This window comes from Pseudomonas sp. NPDC089395, from assembly GCF_044749525.1.
Classification (GTDB): Bacteria; Pseudomonadota; Gammaproteobacteria; order Pseudomonadales; family Pseudomonadaceae; genus Aquipseudomonas.
In genome coordinates this window covers 19,403-35,220 of the sequence record NZ_JBIVID010000019.1, presented here as the reverse complement: position 1 = coordinate 35,220, position 15,818 = coordinate 19,403, and the positions used below count along the sequence as shown (strand labels likewise).

Annotated in this window: 17 protein-coding genes; 8 read left to right on the top strand and 9 right to left on the bottom strand. The window is 64.2% G+C overall.

From position 1 onward, the window contains the following. The first annotated feature begins 6 nt into the window (after positions 1-6). From sfnR to ACIPZG_RS25720, 3 genes are all read left to right on the top strand, one after another. A complete protein-coding gene (sfnR, locus tag ACIPZG_RS25730; protein ID WP_400641263.1) occupies positions 7-1,107 on the top strand; it encodes a sigma54-dependent transcriptional activator SfnR in 1,101 nt (366 codons plus the stop codon). A 150-nt stretch (positions 1,108-1,257) separates the two neighbouring features. Next, positions 1,258-1,440: a hypothetical protein gene (locus tag ACIPZG_RS25725; protein WP_400718166.1), complete on the top strand. Its 183-nt coding sequence runs from the start codon at positions 1,258-1,260 to the stop codon at positions 1,438-1,440. 6 nt (positions 1,441-1,446) lie between these two features. After that, entirely contained in the window at positions 1,447-1,839 is a 393-nt protein-coding gene (locus ACIPZG_RS25720; RefSeq protein WP_400718164.1) for a hypothetical protein, read from the top strand. Between the two features lie 162 nt (positions 1,840-2,001). Here ACIPZG_RS25720 and ACIPZG_RS25715 read toward each other — a convergent pair whose 3' ends face one another. Further along, positions 2,002-2,298, bottom strand: a complete 297-nt coding sequence (locus ACIPZG_RS25715) for a hypothetical protein (protein WP_400718162.1) — start codon at positions 2,296-2,298, stop codon at positions 2,002-2,004. Between the two features lie 32 nt (positions 2,299-2,330). On the opposite strand from ACIPZG_RS25715, the gene ACIPZG_RS25710 reads away from it, so the two are divergent. Further along, complete coding sequence (locus tag ACIPZG_RS25710) at positions 2,331-2,864, top strand: TonB-dependent receptor domain-containing protein (RefSeq protein WP_400718193.1); 534 nt, start codon at positions 2,331-2,333, stop codon at positions 2,862-2,864. A gap of 121 nt (positions 2,865-2,985) precedes the next feature. On the opposite strand, the gene ACIPZG_RS25705 is transcribed toward ACIPZG_RS25710, so the two are convergent. Further along, positions 2,986-3,609: a glutathione S-transferase family protein gene (locus ACIPZG_RS25705; RefSeq protein WP_400718160.1), complete on the bottom strand. Its 624-nt coding sequence runs from the start codon at positions 3,607-3,609 to the stop codon at positions 2,986-2,988. Between the two features lie 117 nt (positions 3,610-3,726). Here ACIPZG_RS25705 and ACIPZG_RS25700 point away from each other — a divergent pair, with 117 nt between their 5' ends. Continuing rightward, positions 3,727-4,263 (top strand): GNAT family N-acetyltransferase, encoded by a 537-nt coding sequence (locus ACIPZG_RS25700; protein WP_400718157.1) that lies wholly within the window; start codon positions 3,727-3,729, stop codon positions 4,261-4,263. Between the two features lie 12 nt (positions 4,264-4,275). Here ACIPZG_RS25700 and ACIPZG_RS25695 read toward each other — a convergent pair whose 3' ends face one another. The 3 genes from ACIPZG_RS25695 to ACIPZG_RS25685 form a co-directional block, all read right to left on the bottom strand. Continuing rightward, positions 4,276-5,154, bottom strand: a complete 879-nt coding sequence (locus ACIPZG_RS25695; RefSeq protein ID WP_400718155.1) for a DMT family transporter — start codon at positions 5,152-5,154, stop codon at positions 4,276-4,278. A 172-nt stretch (positions 5,155-5,326) separates the two neighbouring features. Next, positions 5,327-7,420 (bottom strand): putative bifunctional diguanylate cyclase/phosphodiesterase, encoded by a 2,094-nt coding sequence (locus ACIPZG_RS25690; RefSeq protein WP_400718153.1) that lies wholly within the window; start codon positions 7,418-7,420, stop codon positions 5,327-5,329. A gap of 141 nt (positions 7,421-7,561) precedes the next feature. After that, positions 7,562-8,056 carry a GNAT family N-acetyltransferase gene (locus ACIPZG_RS25685; RefSeq protein WP_400718151.1) on the bottom strand — a complete coding sequence of 165 codons (495 nt, stop codon included), beginning with the start codon at positions 8,054-8,056 and terminating at the stop codon, positions 7,562-7,564. Between the two features lie 273 nt (positions 8,057-8,329). On the opposite strand from ACIPZG_RS25685, the gene ACIPZG_RS25680 reads away from it, so the two are divergent. Continuing rightward, a complete protein-coding gene (locus tag ACIPZG_RS25680; protein ID WP_400718148.1) occupies positions 8,330-8,647 on the top strand; it encodes a hypothetical protein in 318 nt (105 codons plus the stop codon). A gap of 48 nt (positions 8,648-8,695) precedes the next feature. Here ACIPZG_RS25680 and ACIPZG_RS25675 read toward each other — a convergent pair whose 3' ends face one another. Further along, positions 8,696-8,908 carry a PLDc N-terminal domain-containing protein gene (locus tag ACIPZG_RS25675; RefSeq protein ID WP_008100931.1) on the bottom strand — a complete coding sequence of 71 codons (213 nt, stop codon included), beginning with the start codon at positions 8,906-8,908 and terminating at the stop codon, positions 8,696-8,698. 303 nt (positions 8,909-9,211) lie between these two features. Here ACIPZG_RS25675 and ACIPZG_RS25670 point away from each other — a divergent pair, with 303 nt between their 5' ends. Next, complete coding sequence (locus ACIPZG_RS25670; protein ID WP_400718146.1) at positions 9,212-10,219, top strand: GlxA family transcriptional regulator; 1,008 nt, start codon at positions 9,212-9,214, stop codon at positions 10,217-10,219. Positions 10,220-10,226: 7 nt separating this feature from the next. On the opposite strand, the gene ACIPZG_RS25665 is transcribed toward ACIPZG_RS25670, so the two are convergent. From ACIPZG_RS25665 to quiC, 3 genes are all read right to left on the bottom strand, one after another. Continuing rightward, entirely contained in the window at positions 10,227-10,898 is a 672-nt protein-coding gene (locus tag ACIPZG_RS25665; RefSeq protein WP_008093737.1) for a TetR/AcrR family transcriptional regulator, read from the bottom strand. A 198-nt stretch (positions 10,899-11,096) separates the two neighbouring features. Continuing rightward, a complete protein-coding gene (locus tag ACIPZG_RS25660; protein WP_400718143.1) occupies positions 11,097-12,026 on the bottom strand; it encodes a malate dehydrogenase in 930 nt (309 codons plus the stop codon). Positions 12,027-12,166: 140 nt separating this feature from the next. Next, positions 12,167-14,074: a 3-dehydroshikimate dehydratase QuiC gene (gene quiC / locus ACIPZG_RS25655; protein WP_400718142.1), complete on the bottom strand. Its 1,908-nt coding sequence runs from the start codon at positions 14,072-14,074 to the stop codon at positions 12,167-12,169. 273 nt (positions 14,075-14,347) lie between these two features. Here quiC and ACIPZG_RS25650 point away from each other — a divergent pair, with 273 nt between their 5' ends. Next, positions 14,348-15,721 carry an MFS transporter gene (locus ACIPZG_RS25650; RefSeq protein WP_400718139.1) on the top strand — a complete coding sequence of 458 codons (1,374 nt, stop codon included), beginning with the start codon at positions 14,348-14,350 and terminating at the stop codon, positions 15,719-15,721. Positions 15,722-15,818 lie beyond the last annotated feature (97 nt).

Below are 15,818 nucleotides of genomic sequence, written 5' to 3'. Positions count from 1 at the left end.
TCGCCCATGCAACTGCTGACCCTCCCCCCGTCACCGCAACTGGCTACCTCGATCAGGGCGACCGCACAGGTCTTCGAAGACCCTAAATCGCAGGCGCTGCTCGCCCACCTGCAACAGGTCGCCCCCAGCGAGGCCAGCGTCCTGATCATCGGCGAAACCGGCACGGGCAAGGAGCTGGTCGCGCGCCACATCCACAACCTCAGCGGCCGGCGCAACGGCCCATTCGTCGCGGTCAACTGCGGCGCGTTCTCCGAGTCACTGGTCGAGGCCGAGTTGTTCGGCCATGAAAAGGGCGCCTTCACCGGCGCCCTGGCGGCCAAGGCCGGCTGGTTCGAAGAGGCCAACGGCGGCACGCTGTTCCTCGACGAGATCGGCGACCTGCCCTTGCCGATCCAGGTCAAGCTGCTGCGCGTGCTGCAGGAGCGCGAAGTGGTGCGGCTGGGCTCGCGCAAGAGCATCCCGATCAATGTGCGGGTACTGGCGGCGACCAACGTGCAGCTGGAGAAAGCCATCAACGCCGGGCATTTTCGCGAAGACCTGTACTACCGGCTGAACGTGGTGACCCTGCAGCTGCACCCGCTGCGCGACCGGCCGGGCGATATCCTGCCGTTGGCCCGGCACTTCATTCGCAGCTACAGCGAGCGTCTGGGCTACGGCCCAGTGGAGCTCAGCCCCAAGGCCCAGGCCAAGCTGGTGGAGTACAGCTGGCCGGGGAACATTCGCGAGCTGGAGAACGTGATTCATCACAGCCTGCTGACGTGCGGCGATGGGCTGGTGCAGGCGCAGGATCTGCGTCTGTCTCATCTACGCCTGGAGCGCCAGGAGGAAGAGGCCAGCAACCAGGGTGTGGAGGATCTGCTGCTGCAGGCGTTCAGCCGGTTGTACGAGGAGCAGCCGGGGGATTTGTACGAGAAGGTTGAAAACGCACTGCTGCGCTCGGCCTATCACTTCTGCCATTACAACCAGGTGCATACCGCGCAGTTGCTAGGGTTGTCGCGCAATGTCACGCGCACGCGGCTGATTGCGATTGGGGAGCTGGTGGTGAACAAGCGGCGGGTGCAGGAAGAGCAGGTGCTGGATGCGCGGGTGGTGCGGTTGTCGATCTGATCTTCATATTCTGCTCTGGCCTCTTCGCGGGACAAGCCCGCTCCCACAGGTCCTCCACTGAGTTCAAGAACAGTGGAGGACCTGTGGGAGCGGGCTTGTCCCGCGAAGAGGCCAGAACAGGCACCTCAAATGTCAGGTCCGATCACCTCCATGATCATCCCCGACATCATGATTGACCCCATCATCCGCACCATGCCCTACACCGTGGGCCTCGCCCACATTGTGATTGGCCTCGTGATTCGCTTCGTGGTTGGCTTCGTGGTTGGCCTCGTGGTTGGCTTCATGGTTGGCCCCATCATCGGCCCCGTTGCGGCCACTTTCACCACGGCCTGAACTGGCATGCCCACCGCCATCGCCGCTATGACCGCTACCGCCACTGCCGTGGCCTCCGCCGCCGCCACTGCCACCACTACCGCCGCCGTGGCCTCCGCCACCTCCACTGCCACCGCCGTGGCCTCCGCCGCCTCCACTGCCGCCACTGCCACCGCCGTGGCCGCCACCGCCACCACTACCACCATGACCACCGCCACCACCACCACTACCACCATGACCACCGCCTCCACCACCGCCGCCACCATCCTTCGCATACGCGCTGGACGCACCGCCGAGGGAGTCAGGCACCAGTACCGCCGAAGCAGACAGCACCGCACCGATGGCCAACGCCAACATACATTTCTTGAGCATGATGAGCCTCCGCTTGGAATTGCACGGGTTGCACAGGGCACTCCGTGATGTCCGGCCCCCCCATGGGGCGACCTGCCAACCAGCGCGGCCTTCCATCACCGGCGAATGTACGAGATCCTTCAGGGCCTGCTGGCCGAATGTTGCAGAATATTTCTTAATTTGTGAGCGTAGTCTGCGGTCGCGTGTTGCAGTGACCGGTCATCCGAATCGTCAATTGGCCAGGCGCCGGAACACCCACCCCGACAAGCCGCACACCAGCGCGCACACCAGCATCACCGTGGCGATGTCCGCCACCGAGGTTTCGCTGCGCCCCTCCAGCCCGGCCAACACACCCAGCAGCACCCCCGCCAGGCTGACCGACAAGGCCATGGTCAACTGCACCGACATCGCCGACAGCGAACTGGCCGCCGCCGAGCGCTCGCCGGGCACATCCTGATAGCTGGCCGCGCCCAGGGTGGAAAATTGCAGCGAGCGCACCAGCCCCGCGGCGAACAGCACCAGCGCCATCAGCCACACGGATTCATGACGAGTTGCTGAACGTGCAGATCATCCCGGCGACGTCCACCTCGGCGGCGGTCACCGGTGCGTTCAACGCCTCGCCGACGATCCACCAGGGCGTCGAAGCGGGCTTGAATACCCGCCTGTGGGAGAACCCCCAGGGCGACCTGGTGCGCTGGCGCCAGGTGTACACCTACAACGACTTCTACTACCGGCATGACGACACCTTCGGCGACAACCAGCTGCCGGGCGTGCCCAAGCACATCTACCAAGGCGAGCTGCAGTACCAGGACCACAGTGGCTGGTACACCGGGGTGAACGTGCAGTCGGCGTCGCGCACGGCGGTGGACTATGCCAACAGCCTGTATGCGCCGTCGTACACCATCTGGGGGGCGAACCTGGGGTATGAGGCGCCGAAGGGGGACTGGAAGGTTTCGCTGGATCTGAAGAACCTGGCCAACAAGGCCTACGTGACGGCGGTGACGCCGGTGTACAACGCGCGGGGGCAGGACACCGCGTCGTTCTGGCCGGGGGACGGGATCGGGGCGTATGTGGGGGTTGAAGTGAGGTACTGACAGGTCGGTTGGCTCGATGGCCTCATCGCCGGCAAGCCGGCTCCCACAGGGTCGGCGCACATCCCGAGGGCTGCGCTGTACCTGTGGGAGCCGGCTTGCCGGCGATGAGGCCCCTGCGCAATCAAGCCGTCCGCGGCATCAGGTCATAGGGGTGCTTCCACCCCTGCACCGCCTGAATCCGCTGTTTCCACGCCTCGATATGGCTGAACTCGGTCAACACGATGCCGGTGTCCTCCGGCATGAACACATACCCCGCCAACGACAGGTCCGCGATGGTCAAGCGCCCGCCGACCATGAACGGCGTCTTGGCCAAGTGCGCATCGACAATACGGTAGGCCGCCGTGGCGCGTTCGCGCAGAAAACCCGTCACGTCCGTTTCACCCGTCTTCTTCAGGCACAGCAGAAAGCGCAGCGCCGCGTAGTAGCTGGTGAACTTATGGTTATCGAATAGCATCCAGCGCCAGATCTCGCGCTTCTCGGCGTCGTCACGGGGGCCGAACTGGCCGGTGCGTTCGGCCAGGTATTCGAGGATCAACGCTGACTGAGTCAGTTTCTGCCCCGCGTGTTCCAGTACCGGCACCTCGCCTTGCTCATTGACCTCGTCACGCCACGCCTGGCCGCGGGTCTGGCCGTTGAAGAAGTCGACGAAGACCGGCTGCCAGTCCTGGCCGGTGAGTTCGAGCATGAGGGCGGCTTTGTAGGCGTTGCCGGATTCGGCGAAGCAATGCAGCTTGTAGTCGGGCATGGCGATCCTTCACTTCCCTGGGATGATGGGGGGTCCCGAGCAAATCACGCCCTGCCAGGCACGGTCAATGCTTCTATGATTAGGGGACTTACCCCACAGCCAACGCCAGGAAGGCCCATGCCCTACCCCACTCTGCCCCGCACCCTTTCCACTCCACGCACCCGCCTGGTACGCCCAGACCCGGCACTGGCCGCACAGGTGCTGCAGGCCTTGCTCGACAGCTACAGCCTGCACGCGCCCTTTCTGGCCTGGGCCAAACCTGACTGGACGCTGGACGAAGTGCGCGAAAGCCTGCAGGCGAGCGCCCGCGAGTTCCTCGAACCAGCGGCGGAAAAGCGCTTCTTCGTGCTGAAACCGGACGGCGATGCCGTGCTCGGTTGCATCGGCCTGCGTCCCGGCAATGGCGAGTATGAAGTGGGCTACTGGGCGAGCCAGGCCAGCAGTGGCCAGGGCCTGATGCGCGAAGCGCTGGTGGGCCTTCTGGATACGATCGACACGCCGGTGTGGCTGACCACCGACATCGACAACCAGGCCAGCCAGCGCCTGGCGCAACGTTCAGGGTTCGTGGTGGCCGGCAGCCTGCTCACCGAACTCGACCCGAGCACACCGCGCCCACTGTATCGGCGCGTGCCGAAGGGTGCGCAAGGCCGCTAGCGGTGCGGCGCTTCACTTGCTGCGCTGCATCCACGCTGCCCCCAGCCCGCTCACGCAGATGATCGCGATCCCCAGCAAGCTGGCGCTGTCCGGCACCTGGCCGTAGATCACCAGGCCCAGCAACCCGGCGAACACGATCTGGCAATAGCTGAACGGCGCCAGCAGCGCCGGTGCGGCATGGCGGAAGGCCTGGGTCAGCAGCAGGTGGGCGCTCATGCCGAAGCCGCCGAGGGCCAGCATCAGCAGCGCGTGGTCCCAGCGCGGCAGCTCCCAGAAGAACGGCACCAGCGCGCTCATCGCCAGGGTGTTGCACAACCCGGCGTAGAAGTTGCTGGTGGTCGGGCTGTCATGGGCCGAGACGATACGGGTGAGCAACTGGTAGAAGCAGAAGCCCATGGCCGAGCCGAGCGGGTAGAGAATCGCCGGGGTGAACATCGCGCCACCCGGGTGCACCACCACCAGCACGCCAATGAACCCCAGCCCCACCGCCAGCCACTGCCCCGCCGTGACCCGCTCCCTGAGCAGCGGCGCAGACAGCGCGGTGACCAGCACCGGCGCAAGGAAGTTGACCGACGTGGCCTCGGCCAGCGGCAGGTACTGCAGGCCGGTGGTGAACAGCAGGCTGGTGCTGAGCAGGCTCAGCGCGCGCAAAGTCTGCAGCAGCGGACGCCGGGTGCGCAGCACGTTGAGGCCGGCCTTGGGCAGGAAGATCCCGGCCATCAGCAGGGTGTGCACCACATAGCGGACCCACACCACCATGACGATCGGGTACAGCCCGCCGAGAAACTTGGACAAGGCATCGTGGCTGGCAAACAGGAACGTCGCCACCACCACCAGCACAATGCCGCGCAAAGGCTGGTTGACGCCGGACAACGGGGTACTGGAACTCATGGCGATCTCGAAGGCGGCGCAGCTGGATGCAGCGCCAGGGTGACTCGACAGCAGGGATTCTAGAAGAGATAAGACGACTTACCCAAGCGCAATCGCCGCTGCGCTCGAGGGGTACCAAGCTTTTCGTTCGCTGATCGACCACTTTGTGCGAGGGCCGCTTAGCGGCCCCTCGTTACAACGCGACCACTTGCTTCAAACGCTCGCTGGCCGGCGCCGGCCGTCCGTAGAAGTAACCCTGGAAGTGCGAGCAGCCCTCGGCCGCCAGCCGCCGCATCTGCTCTTCGGACTCCACGCCCTCGGCCGTGGTCTTGATCATCAGGCTGTTGGACAGGTCGGTGATGGCGCGGATGATCGACATCGCCTCGCGGCTGTCGCACATGTCATGCACGAACGACTTGTCGATCTTGATCCGGTCGAACGGGAACGAGCGCAGGTAGCCCAGCGACGAATAGCCGGTGCCGAAGTCATCCAGCGAAATCGACACGCCCAGGTCCTTCAGCGCCCGCAGGGTGCGCACGTTCTCTTCGCTGTTGCCCAGCAGCACCGATTCGGTGATCTCCAGCTCCAGGCGCTGCGCCGGCAGGCCCGAGTCGGCCAGGGCCAGTGCCACGATGTGTACCAGGTTGCCGTTCTTGAACTGCACCGGCGAGAGGTTGACCGACACCGTCTGCTCGCTGTCCCAGCTGGCCGCCTCCTGGCACGCCAGGTTCAGCGCGCGGGTGCCGAGCTCGTGGATCAGCCCGGTCTCCTCGGCGATGGGAATGAAGTCCATGGGCATGACCATGCCGCGGGTCGGGTGCTCCCAGCGCAGCAATGCTTCGTAGCCGGTCACGCTGCTGGTCTGCTGATCCACCACCGGCTGGTAATGCAGGTGCAACTGGCCCAGGTGCAGCGCGGTGCGCAGGTCGGTTTCAACCAGGCGACGCTGACGGGCGGCGACATCCAGTTCGACGTTGAAGCATTCGTAGCGGTTGCGGCCATTGCGCTTGGCTTCGTACAAGGCCATGTCGGCATAGCCCAGCAGCTGTTCGGCCTGGTCGTTGTCATCGGGGGCCAGGGCAATGCCGATGCTGACGCCCACCGAGAACTGATGGCCCTCGATCTGGAACGGCGGGCTGATCGCCTCGATCAGCCGCTGCGCGGTATTGCAGGCGGCATCGCGGCTATCCAGGCCGGCCAGGACCACGGCGAATTCGTCGCCGCCCAGGCGCGCCAGGGTGTCGTGCTCGCGCAGTTCGCGGCGCAGGCGCTTGCCCAACGCGCGCAGCAGTTTGTCGCCGAAGGCGTGGCCGAGCGAGTCGTTGATGTTCTTGAAGTTGTCCAGGTCCAGGCACAGGGCGGCGGTCAGCTTGTCATGCTCGTGGCCGCGCAGCAGGGCCTGCTTGAGGCGCTCGTTGAACAGCGTGCGGTTGGGCAGGCCGGTGAGCGCATCATGGTGCGCCATGTGGTGGATCTGCGCGTGGGCCGCCAGCTCCTCGGTGGCATCTTCGGCCACGAACAGCACGTAGTCGGCCTGGCCCTCGCGGTTCTGGCTGAGCAGCGCGCGGCTGCGCAAAGTGCGCAGGCCACACAGCGTATCGACCCGGGTTTCGGCGGCGAAGCCCTTGGTGCTGCGGGCACCACGGCTGAGCTGCTGCTCCAGGTACTCGGCGGCGGCCGGAGCCATGCATTCGCCGGGCAGTTGCCCGATCATGCTGCTGCCGCGCCCGCCGAACAGGCGTTCGGCCTGCTGGTTGGCCAGCAGGATGCGCTGGCTTTCCAGGTCCTGGACGATGACGCTGGCGGGAATGTTGGCGATCACCGAATCGAGGAACTGCGAGAGGTTGGCCATCTCCTGGCTGTACTGCTCGGCCAGTTCCTTGGCCTGCAGCAACTCCAGTTCCTGCTGCCGGCGCTCGGAAATGTCGCGGGTGACCTTGGCGAAGCCGACCAGTTGGCCGGCGTCATCGCGCACGGCATCGATCACCACATGGGCGTGGAAGGCGCTGCCATCCTTGCGCAGACGCGCGCCGATCTCCTCGAAGCGTCCGGTGCGGCGTGCCTGCTCCAGGTTCTGCTCGGGCACACCGGCGGCGCGCTCGTCTTCGGTGTAGAACAGCGAGTAGTGCTTGCCGACGATTTCGTCGGCGAGGTATCCCTTGGCCCGCTGGGCGCCGGGGTTCCAGTTGGCGACAGTACCGTCGGGGGTGAGCAGGTAGATGGCATAGTCCACCACGCTCTGGATCAACAGCCGGTACATGATGTCGGGGCTTGCGACTAGCGACATGAAATTTACCTGAACCTGCGACGTGCGCGAAAAGGAACCCCGGAACAGAGCGGCCGGGTCGTGAAGAGCGATGGTGGCATTATGCCGTTTGAGCTGATTTTGTGAAGTGGGTCACAGAATTTTGCGAGTGCCGTATACGCCTCAGTGGCGGGCTGAAGTGATGCGGTAGGTGAGCAGGTCTGGGTCGTCGTCCAGCATGAGCTGCTGCACTGGCCGTGGCAGGTCGGCGACCACCGCCTTGCAGAAAGCGACGGCGTCAGGGTCCAGGGCGTAGCAGCGCAGCAGCCAGTCGCCGAGGGTGCCGAGAAGCTGTTGCGCCACTGCCCGGCCGATGCCTTGGCGGCGATAACGCTTGAGGATGAACAGGTCGGCCAGCTCATGGGCCTCGACACCCGGCAACTCGCTGCGCTCGACCAGCACGAAGCCTGCGATGTAGCCGTCCACTAGTACCAGGTTGGCGCTCCAGCCTGGGGACTGCCAGTAGCGCTGCAGGTGTTCTTCATGGATGTAGAAGCGCCCGTCCACCTCCACGTCCTCCTGCTCCCAGTCGGAGGATTCGTAGGCGTAGAACTGGTAGAGATTGCGGATCAGTTCGGCCTGGTCGGGGGTGGTTGGCAGGAGTTCGATGGGTAGCATGGGGGTGGCTCGGGGGAAAAGGTCATTCTAAGGCTTTTGCGTTGGCAGTACCGGCCCTATCGCCGGCAAGCCGGCTCCCACAGAAAGTCCGGCGGGGTACCTGTGGGAGCCGGCTTGCCGGCGATAGGGCCGGTACAGACGCCAAACTTGTAGGAAATTTCGCGGTTATGGCCCCGATGTTCAACACCACGTATGTAGGCGCCAGGCGTTCGACCTTGTAAATTGCCGGCTCCGGCACGGAGGCCAGCCATTTGCCTGCATCAAGGAGATACCATGACCAAGCACCATTTCCAGCTCGCCTACACCATCAAACCCCGCAGCGATGACGACGAGGGCGCAGCCGCAGACGCTCGCCTGCATTTGCGCAACATCGGCTGGGACACGCTGCCGCAGATCGAAACCACCTTGCTCGGTGAAGTCCACCTGTTTCACAGCACCACCCACGACCGCATCGATGAAGCCGAAAAGCAGATACACGGCCGCATTCATGAAGAGCTGAAAGGCTTGAAGGTCCTGACCCGGGTCAAGTTCTACGCCAGCGTGATGGTCGACGGCCTCGGGCCTGCCATCCGCTTCAGCATCCTCGCCTGACGTTACCGGGTCGCATCAGGCGCACGCCGCGCCTGATGCACCACGGCCTCATTTTTCCTGCAGCACCGCCCTGCCCTTCACCGCCCGCGGGCCTCGCCAGGCCCAGAACAGCAAACCGGGGATGGGTGCATAGACGACGAAGACGACCCACAGCATCTTGCGCTCGGCACGCCGGTCGCTGCCGATGATGTGCCAGATGGCGAAGATTTCCAGCACGATGATCAAGGCCGCGACAATGATCCAGATCGTTCCGATTTCCATGAGCACTCTCCCGTTGGCATGTAAGGGGTTGGGTTGCTGCCAGCGGTGAGGGTTCAGTTGGATTGTGGTTGGCGGGGGTATGGGTTGGGATTGAGTGGGGCATGAAGGTGTTCGCCGATGGAGATCTTGCGCTTGTGAGATCGAGCGCCGCGCGGGCGGCGCTCGATCTCATGAACGCCGAAAATCCACCGACAAACCCATTTGTCTCAACCCGACCTCGAATACGACACCGCCACCCCGGCGATTGTCTTTCCCGCGCCCACCCGCCACACTCCGCAAGCCAGCCAGGAAGCGGAGTCCAGAGTGCCCACCCCACGCCAGTTCAGCCAAAAGACCAGCACCAGCAACATGCTTCGGCTCAAGTCCGCCGCCGGCAGCCCCCAGGCGCCCTACCGGGTCGATTTCGTGTTGCTCGAACACTTCTCCATGGCCAGCTTCACCGTGGCCATGGACGTGCTGGTCACCGCCAACCTGCTGCGCGCCGACAGCTTCCGCTTCACCCCGCTGTCACTGGACGGCGACCGCGTGCTGAGCGACCTGGGCCTGGAGCTGGTCGCCACCGAGCTGTCCGCCGGCGAACTCAAGGCGTTGGACCTGCTGATCGTCTGCGGCGGCCTGCGTACCCCGCTGAAATACCCGGAACTCGACCGCCTGCTGGACGACGCTGCCGCCCACGGCATGGCCCTGGGCGGGCTGTGGAATGGCGCCTGGTTCCTCGGACGCGCCGGGGTGCTCGACGACTACGGCTGCAGCATCCACCCCGAGCAGCGCGCCAGCCTGTCCGAGCGCAGCCCGCAGACGCGCATCACCCCGGCCAGCTTCACCCTCGACCGCGACCGCCTCACCGCCGCCAGCCCCAATGGCGCCATGGAGCTGATGCTCGGGCTGGTGCGCCGGTTGTACGGCGACGGCCTGGCCGAAGGCGTCGAAGAGATTCTGTCGTTCTCGGGTGCGCGCTACCGCCAGGTCGGGCCGGGGGCGAAGAAGTCCATGAGCCTGCACCTGCGCACCATCGTCGAGCTGATGGAAAACAACCTCGAAGAAACCCTCAGCCTCGACCAGCTGGCCGCCTACAGCGGCCGCTCGCGGCGCCAGATCGACCGCCTGTTCCAGGCCCAGCTCGGCACCTCGCCGCGGCGCTACTACATGGAACTGCGCATCACCAAGAGCCGCCGGCTGCTGCAGTACTCCGACCTGTCGGTGATGGAAGTGGCGGTGGCCTGCGGCTTCGTCTCGGTGTCGCACTTCAGCAAGTGCTACGCGGCGTACTTCGGCTACCCGCCGTCGCGCGAGCAACGGCTGGGCGAGTGAGCGCGATTCAGGCGCGCAGGTAACGCATCACCACATCGCAGATCATCGCCTTGTGGCGCTGCTTGACCTGCTCGTCGGACATGTCGATGTCGAAGATATGGCCGAAGGTGTGGCGGTTGGAAACCCGGTAGAAGCAGAACGAGCTCATCAGCATGTGCAGGTCGATGACCTCGATGCCGGGGCGGAACACCCCTTCGGCTACACCGCGCTGCAGGGTCTTGGCCAGGGCCTCGACCACCAGGCTGCTCATCTCGCGGATGACGGGCGACTTCTTCACGTACTCGCCGTAGTGGATGTTTTCGGTACAGACCATGCGCACGAAGTCGACGTTGCGATCATGGTGGTCGAAGGTGAATTCGGTCAGGCGCTGGATCGCAAGCTCAGCGGGCAGCGACTCCAGGTCCAGGCTGTGCTCGGTCTTGCGGATGTCACCGTAGAGCTTGACCAGGCACTCGACGTACAACTGCTCCTTGCTGCCGAAGTAGTAGTAGATCATGCGCTTGGACGTGGCCGTACGCTCGGCGATGGCGTCCACCCGCGCGCCGGCCAGGCCTTGCTGGACGAACTCGTTGATGGCGGCCTGGAGGATGTCCTCACGGGTTTTCTCGGGGTTGTTCTTGCGCGACTTGCGCACCCCTTCGATTTCAGGCTGGCCGAGGCTGACTACGGGATTGCTCATACCTACTCACGCGCTGTTTATTGGAATAGGTGGGGATTATCCGTGAGCGAGGCGGTGCAGGGAAGCACGCTGTTGGTCGAGTGGTCAGGATTGGGGTTGCCTGAGCTGGCCCTATCGCCAGCAAGCCGGCTCCCACAAAGATCTGAGTTGCGCCACGGATCTTGCAGGGGCTGGCTGGCCAGCCCCTGCAATGGTCGCTTACAGCGCTTTCATTTCAGCGATATCACGCACCACATGATCTGCAGAGTGGTCGAACATCGCCTGCTCCTGCGCATCCAGCGGCAACTCGATCACCCGCACAATGCCGTCCCCGGCCAACACGCAGGGGACGCCCATGGCTATATCCGTTCGCCCGTACTCGCCCTCGAGAATCGCCACCGTGGGCAAGATGCGGTTTCGCCCATGGGCGATCGCATCCACCATCTGCGCAATGGCCACGCCCGGCGCGTCGCAGGCGCTCCCGACCTTCTTCAGACCCAGAATCTCGCCGCCACCCTGACGGGTGCGCTCGACAATTCGCGCTATCTGCTGATCGGACAAAAAGTGAGACAGCGGCACCGAGCCGACCGCACAATAGCGCATCAGCGGCACCATGCTGTCGCCATGCCCTCCCAGCACCAGCGCCGTGATATCCCGAGCGGAAAAGCCTGTTTCCTCGGCAATGAAACACTTCATGCGCGCTGTATCCAGCACCCCCGCCTGGCCGAACACCTTGTTGCGGCCCAGCCCACTGAGGGACCAGGCCCGATAGGTCAGCACGTCGACCGGGTTGGACACCACCAGGACCGTCGCCGCCGGGGCATGGCGTTTGATATCCGCCATGATGCTATCGAGAATCGGCACATTGATACTCAATACATCCTGGCGCGACTGACCCGGCTTGCGCGGCACCCCCGCGGTAATCACCACCAGGTCGGAATCCTGCAGCAATTGGGCATCGGACCCGCCGAGAACCCGGGTATCGGAACCTGACTCGACAGCTGCCTGCCAGATGTCCAGCGCCTTGCCCTTTGCCAACTCGCCCTGCACATCGATCAGCATCAACTCATGACAGAACTCTTCCCGCGCGATGATCTGAGCCGCTGCCTCGCCTACGATACCGGCACCTACAATGGATAGTTTCTTCACCTGACACCTCCCGCAGCCCGTGCCACCAGCACGGCCGCCTGTACAGGGAAGTATTACCCGCGAATACCAAAAGGCCACCCGAAGGTGGCCTGTGGTTGTTTCATCTGCTTATTGCCAGCGATGGGGCCCCTGCAGCCGACTTACAACACCGGCTTGCGCGCCGCCCCACTGCGCCGCTTGGCCATCGCCGCCAGGCGCACCGCCACGTTCGCCGCGCCATATCCCGCATACCCACCCTTGCGCTGGATGATCTCGAAGAAGAACCGCTCCTCGAAGGGCTCGGTATACACATGGAACAGCTCACCGCCCTGGGCATCCCGGTCATACAACACGTTGTAATACGCCAGCTCGCTGAGAAACTCGTCGTCGAAATCGAACCGCGCTGCCAGGTCGTCGTAGTAATTCAACGGAATTTCCAGCAACGGCACACCGGCTTCCTTCGCCCGCGCCACTTCCCGGAAGATGTCCGCACAATCGAAGGCGATGTGGTGAACCCCCGAACCACGATAACTGGACAACGCGTGGGCAATCGCGGTGTTGCGGTTTTCCGAGATGTTCAGCGGCAGGCGCAGGCTGCCGCACTGGCTGCGCAGGGCGCGGCTCTTGACCAGGCCGTAAGGGTCGGGCAGCACCACCTCGTCATCGGCGGCGAAGTCGAACAGGCTCTTGTAGAACAGCACCCAGCTGTCCAGCGATTCGGCCGGCAGGGCCAAGGCCATGTGGTCGATGCGCTGCAGGCCGCCGCTGGCAGCAGCGGCCGGGTCCAGGCGGAAGTCGGTGTCGTACAGCGACGGACCTTGGGCGCCTTGCTCCACCAGATAGATCAGGCTGCCGTCCGGGGCACGCACGGCAGGCACTTCGCATTCGTTGGGGCCGACCAGGCCGCGGAATGGCTGGCCACGGAAGTCGGTGGCGCGCTGCAGCGCGGCCCGTTCGTCCTTGACCCGTAGCGCCGTGGCGCAGAGGGACGGGCCATGGGCTTCGAAGAAGTTATGGCCAAAGGAGTACGGCTCGGCGTTGAGCACGATGTTGATGTCGTTCTGGCGCAGCAGGCGTACGTCCTTGCTACGGTGCTTGCCGGCCTCGGCGAAGCCCAGGCGCTTGAGCCAGCTGCCCAGGCGTGCGCCCACGGCCTCGTCGACGGCGAATTCGAGGAACTCCACACCGTCGTAGGTGCTGGCGGCCGGCGGGGTGAACAGCACGCCAGGCTCCATGGCAGTCCCTTCCTGCTCCAGACGCAGGCGGGTTTGTTCTTCCAGGTACAGCAGCGAACGCAGGCCATCGGCGGCGTTCTGCCGGGGCGGGGCGGCGCGGAAACCGTCGTTGAAAATCTCCAGTGACAGCGGGCCGCGATAGCCGGTGGCGAGGATCGGGGCGAGGAAGCCGGCCAGGTCCATTTCGCCCTGCCCGGGGAAGCAGCGGAAGTGGCGGCTCCACTCCAGCACGTCCATGTTCAGGATCGGCGCGTCGGCCATTTGCACGAAGAAGATCTTGTCGCCGGGGATCTCGCGGATCGCGGCAGGGTCACCCTTGAGCGACAGGGTATGGAAACTGTCGAGGATCACCCCCAGCGCCGGGTGGTCGGCCTGACGCACCAGGTTCCACACCTGCTGGTAGGTGTTGACGTGGCGGCCCCAGGCCAGGGCTTCATAGCCAATGCGCAGGCCGCGCTGGCCAGCGTGCTCGGCCAGCAGGCGCAGATCGTCCACCAGCAGCTGCTCTTCGGCCAGCGCGTCGGCCTGGACGTTGCTGCACACCAGCACCAGATCAGTGCCCAGTTCGTGCATCAGGTCGAACTTGCGCGCGGCGCGGTCGAGGTTCTTCTGCAGGCGGTCACGGCGGCAGCCCTCGAAATCGCGAAACGGCTGGAACAACGTGATGGCGATGCCGAGGTCGGCGCACATCTGCCGCACTTCGCGCGGACTGCCGGCGTAGTACAGCAGGTCGTTCTCGAAGATCTCGACGCCGTCGAAACCGGCGGCGGCGATGGCTTCGAGCTTTTCCGGCAGGGTGCCGCTCAAGGACACGGTGGCTATCGAACGCTGCATGGTGGAGTTCCTTGTTATGAGGGCTACGGGGCTGGAAGTGGGTGGCTTCACCTGACTTCTTGGCACGTTCGATTATTCGCAGGTAAAGTCGCACCATCAATCACTTTGTACGGAACGGTTAGTTTTGTGTTCGATTATCGCCCAAAACCCGTTTCGACGAATTGATTCGCCCTACCCCCTGGGCAACCATGAAACCCAGCGCGCTCACCGAACACTCCCAAAATAACCCCACGCTCGCCCGTGCGGGAACCAACAAGAACAACGGAGACACCCATGGCCCACTCAAGCTCTCAAGCCAAGAAAGCGACCGCCAGCGGATGGATCGGCTCGGCACTCGAGTACTACGATTTCTTCATCTATGCCCAGGCTGCGGCACTGATCTTCCCGCAGATCTTCTTCCCCAACACCGACCCGAAAATGGCCATCATCGCCTCCCTGGCGACCTACGGCGTCGGCTACCTGGCCCGCCCCATCGGTGCCTGCGTGCTCGGCCACTGGGGTGACACCCGCGGACGCAAGAACGTGCTGCTGCTGTGCATGTTCCTGATGGGCCTGTCGACCATGGCTGTCGGCCTGCTGCCCACCTACCACGACATCGGCATCCTCGCCCCGGCCTTGCTGGTGGTGCTGCGCCTGATCCAGGGCTTCGCCGTGGCCGGCGAAATCTCCGGCGCCAGCTCGATGATCATGGAGCACGCCCCGTTCGGCCGCCGCGGCTACTACGCCAGCTTCACCCTGCAAGGCGTGCAGGCCGGCCAGGTGCTGGCGGCCGCAGTGTTCCTGCCACTGGCCTACTTCATGCCCAGCGAGGCGTTCAACGAGTGGGGCTGGCGGATTCCGTTCCTGATGAGCGCGATGGTGCTGATCGCAGGTTTCATCATCCGCAAGGAAGTGCACGAAACCCCGGCGTTCGTGAAGGAAGAAAAACAGGACAAGGTGGCCAAGTCGCCGATCAGCGAGGCCTTCCGCCACAGCTGGAAGCACATGGTGCTGGTGATGTTCATGGCCTTGATGAACGTGATTCCGGTGGTCGCCACCATCTTCGGCGCCGCCTATGCGGTACAACCGGCCTACGGCATCGGCTTCGACAAGAGCGTGTACCTGTGGATCCCGGTGGTGGGCAACATCGTCGCGGTGCTGGTGATCCCCTTCGTCGGCAACCTCTCCGACAAGATCGGCCGTCGCCCGACCATGATCGCCGGTTGCCTGGGCTCGGGCCTTTTGGCCTTCGTTTATCTGTATGCGATCAGCATCCAGAACGTGCCGCTGGCCTTCGCCTCCTCGATCCTGATGTGGGGCATGGTTTACCAGGGTTACAACGCTGTGTTCCCAAGCTTTTACCCGGAGCTGTTCCATACCCGCTACCGGGTTTCGGCCATGGCCATCGCGCAGAACGTCGGCACCATGCTGACCGCGATGCTGCCGGCGCTGTTCGCCCTGGTGGCGCCACCGGGTTCGGAGAACATTCCGCTGGTGGTGGGTGGGTTGGCGTTCTTCATCACCTGCCTGTGTGCGCTGGCGGCGTATATCGCGCCGGAGACGCATCGTCTGGCGATGGAAGATTTGGGGAATCCGCAGGCCACGCCGATGGAGAAAGGGGCCTTTGAGGCCAGTCGCAAGGGGAGCTTTCAGCCGGTGAGCAACTGATAGACCGTAGGGGGCTGCTTTGCAGCCCTTTCGCGACACAAGGCCGCTCCTACAAGCCATCGCGTCACGCCTGTAGGAGCGGCCTTGTGTCGCGAAA

Coding starts and splice junctions, on each gene's coding strand:
- ACIPZG_RS25665 (WP_008093737.1), bottom strand. CDS start 10,898: ATGAGCAATCCCGTAGTCAGCCTCGGCCAGCCTGAAATCGAAGGGGTG.
- ACIPZG_RS25680 (WP_400718148.1), top strand. CDS start 8,330: ATGACCAAGCACCATTTCCAGCTCGCCTACACCATCAAACCCCGCAGC.
- ACIPZG_RS25685 (WP_400718151.1), bottom strand. CDS start 8,056: ATGCTACCCATCGAACTCCTGCCAACCACCCCCGACCAGGCCGAACTG.
- ACIPZG_RS25705 (WP_400718160.1), bottom strand. CDS start 3,609: ATGCCCGACTACAAGCTGCATTGCTTCGCCGAATCCGGCAACGCCTAC.
- ACIPZG_RS25695 (WP_400718155.1), bottom strand. CDS start 5,154: ATGAGTTCCAGTACCCCGTTGTCCGGCGTCAACCAGCCTTTGCGCGGC.
- ACIPZG_RS25650 (WP_400718139.1), top strand. CDS start 14,348: ATGGCCCACTCAAGCTCTCAAGCCAAGAAAGCGACCGCCAGCGGATGG.
- quiC (WP_400718142.1), bottom strand. CDS start 14,074: ATGCAGCGTTCGATAGCCACCGTGTCCTTGAGCGGCACCCTGCCGGAA.
- ACIPZG_RS25675 (WP_008100931.1), bottom strand. CDS start 8,908: ATGGAAATCGGAACGATCTGGATCATTGTCGCGGCCTTGATCATCGTG.
- ACIPZG_RS25700 (WP_400718157.1), top strand. CDS start 3,727: ATGCCCTACCCCACTCTGCCCCGCACCCTTTCCACTCCACGCACCCGC.
- ACIPZG_RS25725 (WP_400718166.1), top strand. CDS start 1,258: ATGATCATCCCCGACATCATGATTGACCCCATCATCCGCACCATGCCC.
- ACIPZG_RS25715 (WP_400718162.1), bottom strand. CDS start 2,298: ATGGCGCTGGTGCTGTTCGCCGCGGGGCTGGTGCGCTCGCTGCAATTT.
- ACIPZG_RS25690 (WP_400718153.1), bottom strand. CDS start 7,420: ATGTCGCTAGTCGCAAGCCCCGACATCATGTACCGGCTGTTGATCCAG.
- ACIPZG_RS25720 (WP_400718164.1), top strand. CDS start 1,447: ATGCCCACCGCCATCGCCGCTATGACCGCTACCGCCACTGCCGTGGCC.
- sfnR (WP_400641263.1), top strand. CDS start 7: ATGCAACTGCTGACCCTCCCCCCGTCACCGCAACTGGCTACCTCGATC.